The following is a 12,548-nucleotide window of genomic DNA, read 5'->3' on the forward strand; positions in this document are numbered from 1 at the left end:
GTGATAAAAAGGAATAATAAAATGCCAAAGTTTGTAGAATATATCGTTAGCGCCGTGGAAATCGAGGTCGGAGATAAATTCGACTTCATCTCCGCCGGAACTATTTACCGTGATGCAGAACTGGTTGCTGCCGCCTACGACGACAACCAACAAGACTATGTATTGACGATCAAATCACTTGCCAACGGTATTGAAGCGATCCCTTATAACGATACTGTCCCCCTTCTACCTGTCACGATATCCAGTGCACTAGACGTTCCTTCAGCAACACCGAAATTAGCTGCTCAAAAAATCTCTTACCTGACAGGCTGGTCTCACTACGGACTGTTCCTTCGTTAACTCTAACGGTCGGGGGGCTGGACGACATGTGCAAATCCACCGCCCCCTCTATGAAAAAGGAACTTTTTAACCATGAGCATTATTAATGAAATCCGACAATTTATAGCAATTAAAGAAGGGGAAATTTTCTCATTTACCGCTGACGACCAACTTTATAGCCACGCCACCCTGCTTAGGGTGCAACAAGGAAGTGCGCTGATAAAAACAGCCGGAGGCGCACAGGAAGCGATCGCTATTGAGAGCATGAAACTGGCCATAAAACTTATACCTCAGCCTTCTCCTTCAACAGGCAGTTCTGTCCCCTTGAAGGTGGAGCAATCCAAAGAATTCGCCATAGGCTTCCCCCTGGAAAACACAGGTATTCGAGCCTACACCTATCAAGGCGTCCAATACGCCGAGCCCTTGTACCAGGGCGCGGTAGCGATCTCAAATAACCCCACACTCTCCAGTCCAGGCCCTCAGGTAAGTTCGGTCACGATAGTGACAATTAATGTGCCGATTATTGTGGAAATCACAGAGCTCACAGATGGAAACCACAATATTAACATATACGAGCAAACCAACTACCCGCCCACAGGAGCATCACTACCACCTCCGCCTCAACGTTTAGACGTAGCCTATTGGCTTGCTGAAGAAGAGAGGCATGAAAGAGAAAGATTAGCCTTCATAATGGATCACTCCTGAGTTATCAGACTCATCAAGGTGGCTATCATGCCGTTACCTATTATCACGTCTGCTCCTAGTTTTCCCGGTGTGGCCAAACCAAAAAGTGGCCCTTACAAGATTCCATTGAACCCAGTCAATCAAACATTGAATATGGTAATCACGCCCGCGACATTTGCCATTTACTCACCAACTGATCAATGGCGAATATCTGTGCAGCGTAATGGCAGTGGCCCAGCAGGGCCTTATCCTGTCAATGTTATTTCATTGGAAAGTATTGAACAGCAAAAAATGAATACCGCAATGAATACCCCACCCAACTATTTCAACTTAAATGTCAGCATGTTCAAAACACTGATTAAAAATCTGAACTACACTTTAAGAATCACACTAACAGATAGCAGCGGCATGGTAAAAGCATTGACCCCAAATATTTTGATTATGATTATTTAACATTATCAGCATCCATATTGACCAGGTACCTAAAGACAGCTTAAGGAACGCCTACTATGCCAACCATTCCACTGATAATGCCAAGACCCACATTCTCGAACAAGCCTCCCCCGGTTTCAGGACCGTTTCGCGTGAACCCAACCAGCGCATGCGAAGTGGTAAAAGCACCGACAAACTCGGCGTCACTCGCAGCGCTCACTGTTGGGGATAAGATAACTGTCACATTGCAAAGAAACGGTAATACCCCTTCAGGGCCGTACCCCCCACAACAGATTTTCACTGAAGTGCTGTCTAATCAGCGAATTCAAACAGCGGCAACCTTTGGCTTTATTGGAATAGAAATTTGCACATTCAAGTCTCTTACTCCAAACACAAACTACATATTAAGAATAAACATTACTGACACACTGAACACCGTTAAGATAATTTCAACGAATCTATCAATAACGCTGTAAGGCTAGAATACCTTAGCGTGTCATTGAGGGTGGCGGAATTTACCGCTCACTCAAAAAATCGAATGATGTGCACGATGTAATCATGGAGGCCAGCCTATGCCACTGCCACTTATCGGGTCGAAACCGTATTTTTTAAATACGCCAAATCCGTCGCCCGCGCCCTACGCAGTGTCACTCCCTCGGAACAGCATTATTCTCGGGTGGGCGTTAACACCAGCGGTTATCCAGGCTCTAGTACCTGGATGCATTATCCGTGTCACATTACAAAGGGCGGGTAACAGCCCTTCAGGCGCCTACCCTAAGCAACAGGCTCACCAACGCCCGCTGGATCAAGCCAGCATCAACTACATAAAGCAAATGAAAGAGATATTGTTAGAGCTACGTGATTTAGCACCCTTCAGAACAGGGACAAACCAAATATTGCGAATCGACACAACTGATCCATCTGGCCAAAGTATCGCTATATCGATCAACCTAACGGTGATACTCACCTAATCTGATCAGCTTGTAAAAGATTGATCAACTACTCTTATCCATAAGCCTACAGGAACAACTTTATACCGGACATCACCTTAAGATACTTTCAACGATCTCATATTCAAGCGTAACGGCAAGCTCTCATCAGGCCCTGAACAATGGACAACCGCACGTTATATTCTATCTGCGGAACATAAACTACCCAGCAGGCAATCGACCGCAGCAAAGATCCTGCGCCTAATTGGCATAATACTTTACCGCCGAGGAGAAACTAGCATGCCTTCTTACACCCTTATGAGTAAACCTCAAATATATTATTATACAGCCTATGGCGCAACCAATGCGAAGCAACTCCGCGCCAACCCCAAAATATGTATTGACAGGGCAAGTCCGAACTGCATCGACTACACGTATCCGGGCATCAACCAAGCCACCCACTCTAAAACTTCTGGCTTCAGCCTGGTATCCGATGTCTATGGACCCTATTTCAAAAAAAATGACCTGGTGAGATTCAGGATCATTAACACCACTCAGGGTGCCGGGTCATACAGGTCAACTTTAAATAGTCCCATGCAATGGGACACTGCGTTCTCAGCGGAGATCACGGTCGGTGAAATGAAAAAACTTGGTACGGGCAAACAACTTATTCTTATGGATATTTATTCGGTAGGTGACGACACGACCTTCATATTCGACGCGCTAGACACAGAGTTTACGCCATGAAATCTTCAGGCTCGCCCACCCCATCAGCACGCTAACACTGACATTCTATCAACAAAAGAAGGCGCTATTATGACTTTTACCTCTCCTAGACTAACTGCTCAAGGGCACCCTCCGCCGACTAGCACCTCATCGCCCTACCCAATAACGGCACACTACGGTTATGCCTTGTTATGGTCCACACTTATTCCTGCGAATGCCGCCACCTTGATGACTGGTCATAGGGTAACCGCTACGATCCGACGAAACGGTAATCAGCCCTCCACTACTACGCCTTACCCAGCCGCAGTGTTCCATACCTATGTTTACAAAAGAAATGGACGAGCCGGTGATGTTCTAGCGGCAGAACTGCCAAACCCGCAGACTTACGTGCCCAACACTAACTATACGATAGCGTTACAAGTCACTGACGCTACAGGCACAGTGATTAGACTGTCCATCAACACGACGTTCAGATTTTCCTAACTTGTTGAAAGGTGTCGAACTGAAAGGCTATTCGCGGAGCAGTAAATATAAATATAACCACACACTCATTTAGAACGGCGCGCGAAGCTGTTTGGTGCTTCAAAGAGCGCCCGCCTATCACGCATTGGAAATTCCATATCAATCGATGCAACCTACAAATTTCAACTACAAAAAAGCCCGCATCGCTGCGGGCTTTTTCTTAAGCGACTGGGGCTCAGTTGACCTTCGCGTTCAACTCACCTTTCAAATACCGCTGATACATCGCTTCCAACGAAACCGGCTTGATCTTCGAAGCGTTGCCGGCGGTGCCGAAGGCCTCGTAGCGAGCAATACATACGTCACGCATGGCGGTCACAGTGGCGCCAAAGAACTTACGCGGATCAAACTCGCTCGGATTGGTAGCCATCAGGCGACGCATCGCACCGGTGGACGCCAAACGCAGGTCGGTGTCGATGTTGACCTTGCGCACGCCGTGCTTGATGCCTTCGACGATTTCTTCAACCGGTACGCCGTAGGTTTCTTTGATGTCGCCGCCGTACTGGTTGATGATCGCCAGCCACTCTTGCGGCACCGAGGAAGAACCGTGCATCACCAGGTGGGTGTTGGGGATGCGTTTGTGTATTTCCTTGATGCGGTCGATGGCTAGCACGTCGCCGGTAGGCGGCTTGGTGAACTTGTAGGCGCCGTGGCTGGTGCCGATGGCGATGGCCAGGGCGTCGACTTGGGTCTTCTTGACGAAGTCGGCGGCTTCTTCCGGGTCGGTCAGCATCTGGCTGTGATCCAGCACGCCTTCGGCGCCGATGCCGTCTTCTTCACCGGCCATGCCGGTTTCCAGGGAACCCAGGCAGCCCAGCTCGCCTTCAACCGATACGCCGCAGGCGTGGGCCATGGCCACGGTTTGTTGGGTGACGCGTACGTTGTACTCGTAGTCGGTCGGGGTCTTGCCGTCTTCGCCGAGGGAGCCGTCCATCATCACCGAGCTGAAGCCCAGCTGGATGGAGCGCTGGCACACGTCAGGGCTGGTGCCGTGGTCCTGGTGCATGCACACCGGGATGTGCGGGAATTCTTCGATTGCGGCGAGGATCAGGTGACGCAGGAACGGGGCACCGGCGTATTTGCGCGCACCGGCCGAAGCCTGGACGATCACAGGGGAGTCGGTCTTGTCAGCGGCTTCCATGATGGCGCGCATCTGCTCAAGGTTGTTGACGTTAAAGGCTGGGACGCCGTAGCCGAACTCGGCTGCGTGGTCCAGCATTTGACGCATGCTGATAAGTGCCATTGTGTTGTCTCTCCCGGTCGAGGGTCGTTAATCGTGCAAGCCTGCCGTAGCGGCGGCTGCTATTCAAGTTATTGCAGGTCAGGGTTTGTAGGCCTGGCCTGCTGAATCGTTATTGCTGTCAGGCTTACTGCGCTTTGCAGCCGCGCCCGATCAAATCATCGGTGGCGACCCAGTAAACCAGGCCTTCCTCACCTTTTGTGTGAAACGCCAATTGGTCGTTGGCATACAACACGCCCGAGGCGGCGACGTCCTGTTTCAAGCGGTAAACCTGGTCGGAGCCGCCGAGGCGCACATCGACTTCAGATTTAGCCGCATTGGCAAAGCGCCAGTTGACCTCAGCCTTGCTGTCGCAGGTCCAGGTGGTCCACTTGTCGGCAGTTTCTGCCTTGTTGCTGAACATGTTCATGCTGCTGCAGCCGGCCAACAGGGCCAGGGCTGCCAGGGCGAAAACGCCTTTCATTGCCAATCCTCGTGAGGCGACCGATGGCCGCCAGTTGATCAGACCCGTCAAGGGCAACCCTGTTCCTGACCGTTGGGCGCGGCGTCGTATTTCTCCAGCCGTTCGTTGCCGATGCGCTTGTTGATCACCGGCATGGTCTCGGCTTGCCAGTCCGCCTGGTAGCAGCTCTTTTTTTGCTGCGCTGCAGGCTTGCCAGCGTCCGGCTCAGCGCTTGGCGTGCTGCCGCAGCCGACCAACAGGCCCGCTGCGATCACCATAGCCAACGACTTGATCATGGGAACACTCCTTTTCCGGATCACGAGCCTCAGCCTTTGGCTCGGGTTTCCAGCACTTCAACGGCGGGCAGTACTTTGCCTTCGACGAATTCGAGGAACGCGCCGCCACCGGTAGAAATGTAGGAGATTTGGTCAGCAACGCCATATTTATCGATGGCCGCCAGGGTGTCGCCACCGCCCGCGATGGAGAACGCCGAGCTTTCAGCGATGGCCTTGGCCAGCACTTTGGTGCCGTTGCCGAATTGGTCGAATTCGAACACTCCGACCGGACCGTTCCACAGGATGGTCTGCGAAGCTTTCAGCAGTTCGGCGAAGTTGGCCGCGGTTTGCGGGCCGATATCCAGGATCATGTCGTCGGCGGCCACATCAGCGATCAGCTTGACGGTAGCTTCGGCGCTTTCGGCAAATTCCTTGGCGACCACCACGTCGACCGGCAATGGCACGCTGACTTTGGCGGCGATGGCGCGGGCGGTGTCCAGCAGGTCCGGTTCGTACAGGGACTTGCCCACCGGGTGACCGGCGGCGGCCAGGAAGGTGTTGGCGATGCCGCCGCCAACGATCAGTTGATTGCAGATCTGGCTCAGGCTGTTGAGCACGTCCAGCTTGGTCGACACCTTGGAGCCGGCCACGATGGCAGCCATTGGCTGAGCCGGAGCGCCCAGCGCCTTGCCCAGTGCGTCCAGTTCAGCAGCCAGCAGCGGGCCAGCGGCGGCGACCTTGGCGAACTTGGCCACGCCGTGGGTCGAGCCTTCGGCGCGGTGAGCGGTGCCGAACGCGTCCATCACGAACACGTCACACAGCGCCGCATATTGCTGGGCCAGTTCGTCGCTGTTCTTTTTCTCGCCCTTGTTGAAGCGCACGTTTTCGAACAGCACGATGTCGCCGGCTTTAACGTCAACGCCACCCAGGTAGTCAGCCACCAGCGGCACGTCACGGCCCAGGGCTTTGCTGAGGTAATCGGCAACAGGCTTGAGGCTATTTTCGGCGGAGAACTCACCTTCGGTCGGGCGACCCAGGTGGGAGCAGACCATCACGGCCGCACCTTTTTCCAGGGCCAGCTTGATGGTCGGCAGCGAGGCCAGGATTCGCGCATCGCTGGTGACAACACCGTCCTTGACTGGGACGTTGAGGTCTTCGCGGATCAGTACGCGCTTACCTTGCAGATCGAGGTCGGTCATCTTCAACACGGTCATGGGTCGCAGTTCCTGAATTACTGTTGAGGTTGTTTAGAGGCGATGTGCAGATAATGTTCCGCAACATCCAGCATGCGGTTGGCAAAACCCCATTCGTTGTCGAACCAGGCCAGGATATTGACCAGCCTTGGGCCGGAAACGCGGGTCTGGCTGGCATCGACAATCGCCGAATGCGGGTCGTGGTTGAAATCACAACTGGCGTGGGGCAATTCGGTGTAGGCCAAAAGGCCCTTGAGCGGGCCGCTGGTGGCGGCGTCGCGCAGGATCCGGTTGACCTCCGTCGCATCGGTGTCGCTGACGGTTTGCATGGTGATGTCCAAGCAGGACACGTTCACCGTCGGCACCCGTACGGCTTTGGCCTGGATTCGCCCGGCAAGTTCCGGCAACAGTCGCTCGATGCCACGGGCCAGGCCGGTGGACACCGGAATCACTGACTGGAACGCCGAGCGCGTGCGGCGCAGGTCTTCGTGGTGGTAGGCGTCGATCACCGGCTGGTCGTTCATCGCCGAGTGGATCGTGGTGATCGACACGTAATCCAGGCCGATCGCCTGATCCAGCAAGCGCAACAGCGGCACGCTGCAGTTGGTGGTGCAGGAAGCGTTGGACACCAGCAGCTCATCGCCCGTCAGGCAATCCTGATTGATGCCGTAGACGATGGTGGCGTCGACATCCGCCTCGCTGGCCATCGGCTGGGAAAACAGCACACGCGGCGCGCCGGCGTCGAGGAAACGCTGGCCATCGGCACGGGTGTGGTAGACACCGGAGCATTCCAGCACCAGGTCGACGCCCAGTGCTTTCCAGTCGATGCCTTCGGGGGTGGCACTGCGCAAGACCTGCACGCAGTTGCCATTAATGTGCAGACAATCGCCTTCGACCCGCACTTCGCCAGGGAAGCGGCCGTGGGTGGAGTCAAAGCGTGTCAGGTATTCGATGCTGGCCATGTCGGCCAAATCATTGATCGCGACAATTTCAAACCCGGCCGCCGCCCCTCGCTCGAACAGAGCACGCAAGACGCAACGACCAATGCGGCCGTAGCCGTTGAGTGCAACTTTGTAGGGACGCGGTTGAGGCATGGGGTTCTCGATTACCTTGGGTAACGGGGTGGCTGTCAGACCGCTTTCGCGAGCAAGCCCGCTCCCACATTTAGACCGCGATCTAATGTGGGAGCGGGCTTGCTCGCGAAGGCGTCAGTACAACCACCCCAATTTACAGCCTTAGTCTTCCAGCAGCTCTTCAGCCTGACCCAGGATGTTTTCCAGGGTGAAACCGAACTCTTCGAACAACGCTGGCGCCGGCGCCGACTCACCGTAGGTGGTCATGCCGATCACGCGGCCTTCCAGGCCCACGTACTTGTACCAGTAGTCGGCGTGCGCCGCTTCGATGGCGATACGCGCGCTGACCTGCAACGGCAGCACCGACTGCTTGTAACCGGCGTCCTGGGCTTCGAACACGCTGGTGCACGGCATGGACACAACACGTACGTTGCGGCCTTGGGCAGTCAGCTTGTCGTACGCCTGAACGGTCAGGCCCACTTCGGAACCGGTGGAGATCAGGATCAGCTCCGGCTCGCCGATGCAGTCCTTGAGCACGTAGCCGCCACGGCTGATGTCGGCGATCTGCGCGTCGGTACGCACTTGGTGCTGCAGGTTCTGACGCGAGAAGATCAGCGCCGAAGGGCCGTCCTTACGCTCGATGGCGTGTTTCCAGGCCACGGCGGATTCCACCGCATCGGCAGGGCGCCAGCAATCCAGGTTCGGCGTGGTACGCAGGCTGGTCAGTTGCTCGACAGGCTGGTGCGTCGGGCCGTCTTCACCGAGGCCGATGGAGTCGTGGGTGTACACATGGATCACGCGTTTCTTCATCAGCGCGGCCATGCGTACAGCGTTGCGGGCGTATTCCATGAACATCAGGAAGGTCGCGCCGTAAGGCACCAGGCCACCGTGCAGGGACACGCCGTTCATGATGGCGCTCATGCCGAACTCACGTACGCCGTAGTACATGTAGTTGCCGCTGGCGTCTTCAGCCGACACACCTTTGCAGCCTTTCCACAGGGTCAGGTTGGAACCGGCCAGGTCGGCAGAACCGCCGAGGATCTCAGGCAGCAGGGGGCCAAAGGCGTTCAGGGTGTTCTGGCTGGCTTTACGGCTGGCGATGGTCTCGCCCTTGGCCGCGACTTCGGCGATGTAGGCCGAGGCTTTTTCCGAGAAGTCGACAGGCAGGTCACCGGCGAGGCGGCGGACCAGCTCGTTGGCCAACTCAGGGAACTCGGCGGAGTAGGCGGCGAAACGCTGGTCCCACTCGGCCTCGGTGGCCAGGCCTTTTTCCTTGGCATCCCATTCGGCGTAGATGTCGGCCGGGATTTCGAACGGGCCGTGGTTCCACTTCAGGGCTTCACGGGTCAAGGCGATTTCCGCGTCACCCAGTGGGGCGCCGTGGCAGTCTTCTTTGCCCTGCTTGTTCGGCGAACCGAAACCGATGGTGGTCTTGCAGCAGATCAGGGTCGGCTGCGCGCTCTTGCGGGCGGTGTCGATGGCGGTCTTGATCTCTTCCGGATCGTGGCCGTCGACGTTGCGGATCACCTGCCAGTTGTAGGCTTCGAAACGCTTCGGGGTGTCATCGGTGAACCAGCCTTCGACTTCGCCGTCGATGGAGATGCCGTTGTCATCGTAGAAGGCGATCAGCTTGCCCAGGCCCAGGGTGCCGGCCAAGGAAGCGACTTCGTGGGAAATGCCTTCCATCATGCAGCCATCACCTAGGAACACATAGGTGTGGTGATCGACGATGTTGTGGCCTGTGCGATTGAACTGCGCGCCCAGGACTTTCTCAGCCAGCGCGAAGCCAACGGCGTTGGCCAGGCCTTGGCCCAGGGGACCGGTGGTGGTCTCGACGCCTGGGGTGTAGCCGAATTCCGGGTGACCCGGGGTGCGGCTGTGCAGCTGGCGGAAGCTTTTCAGGTCATCGATAGTGACGTCGTAGCCGGTCAGGTGCAGCAGCGAGTAGATCAGCATCGAGCCGTGGCCGTTGGACAGGACGAAGCGGTCACGGTCGGCAAACGACGGGTTGCTCGGGTTGTGTTTCAGGTAGTCACGCCAAAGCACCTCGGCGATATCCGCCATGCCCATCGGGGCACCGGGATGGCCGCTGTTGGCTTTTTGCACGGCATCCATGCTGAGGGCACGAATGGCGTTGGCACGCTCACGACGGCTGGGCATCGCTGATCTCCTGGGGTTTGCTGAAAAGAAACGGAAAAAAGGACCGGCATTTTCCCTCAGCCACCGCCTGCGGGCAATGACAGATAGTCACTTGAGGACGTTTTTCCTGTGCTTTGGGCGTCAATCCCTTGCAGAAACCTTTAACCAGTTCGTCTAAAGGTTATAGCGAGTGCTTATAACCGCCACTTATCGATCAATATCAAAACTTTTTGATATTGCCCTTGCGATGCATTCCACCCGTCACTAGACTGCTGGCCTTATGAATCTACCCATGCCCTCACTGCGCCCCGACGACGGCGATGAACTGGCAGCCTTGTGCAAGGCCGCTGGCGATCCGTTGCGTTTGAACGTGTTGCGCGCGCTGGCCAACGATTCCTTCGGCGTACTGGAACTGGCGCAGATCTTCGCCATCGGCCAATCCGGCATGAGCCACCACTTAAAGGTGCTGGCCCAGGCCGACCTGGTGGCGACCCGCCGTGAAGGCAATGCGATTTTCTACCGCCGCGCCCTGCCTCATAACGAGTTGTTGGGCGGCAAGCTGCACGCAGCGCTGCTTGAGGAAGTGGATAACCTGAGCCTGCCCGGCGACGTACAGTCGCGCATCAGCCAGGTCCATGGGCAACGCGCTGCCGCCAGCCAGGACTTTTTCGCACGGGTTGCCGAGAAGTTTCGCGCCCAGCAAGACCTGATTGCCGGCCTTGCCCAATACCGCGACAGTGTATTGGCGCTGCTCGACAAGCTGAGCTTCAGTGAAGAGGCCACAGCACTGGAAGTCGGCCCTGGCGACGGCGGTTTCCTGCCGGAACTGGCGCGGCGCTTCCAGCAAGTCACCGCGCTGGACAACAGCCCGGCGATGCTCGAACTGGCGCGCCAGCTGTGTGAACGCGAGTCGCTGGGCAATGTCAGCCTGCAGTTGGCGGACGCGCTGAACAACACAACGTTGAAGGCCGACTGCGTGGTGCTGAACATGGTCTTGCACCATTTCGCCGCCCCCGCCGACGCGCTCAAGCAAATGGCCGGGCTGCTGCAACCCGGCGGTAGCCTATTGGTTACGGATTTATGCAGCCACAACCAGAATTGGGCCAGGGAGGCCTGCGGTGATCTCTGGTTGGGTTTTGAACAGGACGATCTGGCCCGTTGGGCCACCGCTGCGGGACTCGTTCCCGGGGAAAGCCTCTATGTAGGTTTACGTAATGGTTTCCAGATTCAGGTCCGCCATTTTCAGCGGCCGGCTGGCGACACTCACCATCGGTAAATATCAGGAAAACATCGAGATGAGCGAATACTCCCTTTTCACCTCCGAGTCCGTGTCTGAAGGGCATCCGGACAAAATCGCCGACCAGATTTCTGACGCGGTGCTGGACGCCATCATTGCTGAAGACAAGTTTGCCCGTGTGGCGTGCGAGACTCTGGTGAAAACCGGTGTAGCGATCATCGCCGGCGAAGTGACCACCACCGCCTGGGTTGACCTGGAGCAGATCGTTCGTGACGTGATCACCGACATCGGCTACACCAGCTCCGACGTCGGCTTCGACGGCGCGACCTGCGGTGTAATGAACATCATCGGCAAGCAATCCCCGGACATCAACCAGGGTGTCGACCGTGCCAAGCCTGAAGATCAGGGCGCCGGCGACCAGGGCCTGATGTTCGGCTATGCCAGCAACGAAACCGACGTGCTCATGCCTGCGCCGATCACCTTCTCGCACCAGTTGGTGCAGCGTCAGGCCGAAGCGCGTAAATCCGGCTTGCTGCCGTGGCTGCGCCCGGACGCCAAGTCCCAGGTGACCTGCCGTTATGAAGGCGGCAAGGTTGTGGGCATCGACGCTGTCGTGCTGTCGACCCAGCACAACCCGGACGTGTCCTACGCCGACCTGCGCGAAGGCGTGATGGAGCTGATCGTCAAACACGTGCTGCCGGCCGAGCTGCTGAGCAAAGACACCCAGTTCCACATCAACCCGACTGGCCAGTTCATCATCGGCGGCCCGGTGGGCGACTGTGGCCTGACCGGTCGCAAGATCATCGTCGACAGCTACGGCGGCATGGCCCGTCACGGCGGTGGCGCGTTCTCCGGTAAAGATCCATCCAAGGTTGACCGTTCGGCTGCCTACGCCGGTCGTTACGTGGCCAAGAACATCGTCGCGGCCGGCCTGGCCGAGCGTTGCGAGATCCAGGTTTCCTACGCGATTGGCGTGGCCCAGCCTACATCGATCTCGCTGAATACCTTCGGCACCGGCAAGATCAGCGATGACAAGATCGTAAAACTGGTGCGCGAGATCTTCGACCTGCGCCCTTACGCGATCACCACCATGCTCGACCTGCTGCACCCGATGTACCAGGAAACCGCAGCCTACGGCCACTTCGGGCGTACCCCTGCGCAGAAGACTGTCGGCAACGACACCTTCACCACCTTCACCTGGGAAAAAACCGACCGCGCCAACGACCTGCGGACCGCCGCCGGCCTGTAATCGCTCTCGGTACACAAAAGCCCTGCCGGGTTCATCCGGCGGGGCTTTTTATTGCCGCCCGAATGGCGCGACGACCTTCACAGTTTTTGGAT

12 protein-coding genes are annotated in these 12,548 nt (G+C 56.6%); 6 read left to right on the forward strand and 6 right to left on the reverse strand.

Annotation, left to right across the window (positions count from 1 at the left end; all coding sequences use genetic code 11):
• Positions 1-21: 21 nt before the first annotated feature.
• The 4 genes from AYR47_RS04665 (at position 22) to AYR47_RS04675 (ending at position 3,110) form a co-directional block, all read left to right on the forward strand.
• Positions 22-339, forward strand: coding sequence for a hypothetical protein (locus AYR47_RS04665; RefSeq protein ID WP_061434447.1), 318 nt, complete (start codon positions 22-24; stop codon positions 337-339).
• Between the two features lie 72 nt (positions 340-411).
• Complete coding sequence (locus AYR47_RS04670; RefSeq protein WP_061434449.1) at positions 412-1,023, forward strand: hypothetical protein; 612 nt, start codon at positions 412-414, stop codon at positions 1,021-1,023.
• Between the two features lie 27 nt (positions 1,024-1,050).
• Entirely contained in the window at positions 1,051-1,455 is a 405-nt protein-coding gene (locus AYR47_RS32485) for a hypothetical protein (protein ID WP_156487779.1), read from the forward strand.
• 1,208 nt (positions 1,456-2,663) lie between these two features.
• Positions 2,664-3,110 (forward strand): hypothetical protein, encoded by a 447-nt coding sequence (locus tag AYR47_RS04675; RefSeq protein WP_033897119.1) that lies wholly within the window; start codon positions 2,664-2,666, stop codon positions 3,108-3,110.
• Between the two features lie 676 nt (positions 3,111-3,786).
• Here the strand turns inward: AYR47_RS04675 and fba are convergent.
• The 6 genes from fba to tkt all read right to left on the reverse strand — a co-directional run bounded on the left by fba (position 3,787) and on the right by tkt (position 9,991).
• Positions 3,787-4,851, reverse strand: coding sequence for a class II fructose-bisphosphate aldolase (fba, locus tag AYR47_RS04680; RefSeq protein WP_033897118.1), 1,065 nt, complete (start codon positions 4,849-4,851; stop codon positions 3,787-3,789).
• 124 nt (positions 4,852-4,975) lie between these two features.
• Positions 4,976-5,311 (reverse strand): MliC family protein, encoded by a 336-nt coding sequence (locus AYR47_RS04685; RefSeq protein WP_061434451.1) that lies wholly within the window; start codon positions 5,309-5,311, stop codon positions 4,976-4,978.
• A gap of 47 nt (positions 5,312-5,358) precedes the next feature.
• Complete coding sequence (locus tag AYR47_RS04690) at positions 5,359-5,586, reverse strand: hypothetical protein (RefSeq protein ID WP_033897116.1); 228 nt, start codon at positions 5,584-5,586, stop codon at positions 5,359-5,361.
• Positions 5,587-5,615: 29 nt separating this feature from the next.
• A complete protein-coding gene (locus AYR47_RS04695; RefSeq protein WP_025857657.1) occupies positions 5,616-6,779 on the reverse strand; it encodes a phosphoglycerate kinase in 1,164 nt (387 codons plus the stop codon).
• Positions 6,780-6,796: 17 nt separating this feature from the next.
• A complete protein-coding gene (epd, locus tag AYR47_RS04700; protein WP_016977753.1) occupies positions 6,797-7,852 on the reverse strand; it encodes an erythrose-4-phosphate dehydrogenase in 1,056 nt (351 codons plus the stop codon).
• 141 nt (positions 7,853-7,993) lie between these two features.
• Positions 7,994-9,991 (reverse strand): transketolase, encoded by a 1,998-nt coding sequence (gene tkt, locus AYR47_RS04705; RefSeq protein WP_061434453.1) that lies wholly within the window; start codon positions 9,989-9,991, stop codon positions 7,994-7,996.
• Positions 9,992-10,250: 259 nt separating this feature from the next.
• Here tkt and AYR47_RS04710 point away from each other — a divergent pair, with 259 nt between their 5' ends.
• Both AYR47_RS04710 and metK read left to right on the forward strand, forming a co-directional pair.
• Complete coding sequence (locus AYR47_RS04710) at positions 10,251-11,246, forward strand: ArsR/SmtB family transcription factor (protein ID WP_033897114.1); 996 nt, start codon at positions 10,251-10,253, stop codon at positions 11,244-11,246.
• Positions 11,247-11,265: 19 nt separating this feature from the next.
• Entirely contained in the window at positions 11,266-12,456 is a 1,191-nt protein-coding gene (metK, locus tag AYR47_RS04715) for a methionine adenosyltransferase (protein WP_016977750.1), read from the forward strand.
• Positions 12,457-12,548 lie beyond the last annotated feature (92 nt).

Origin of the sequence: Pseudomonas azotoformans, assembly GCF_001579805.1 — a bacterium.
Classification (GTDB): domain Bacteria; phylum Pseudomonadota; class Gammaproteobacteria; order Pseudomonadales; family Pseudomonadaceae; genus Aquipseudomonas; species Aquipseudomonas azotoformans_A.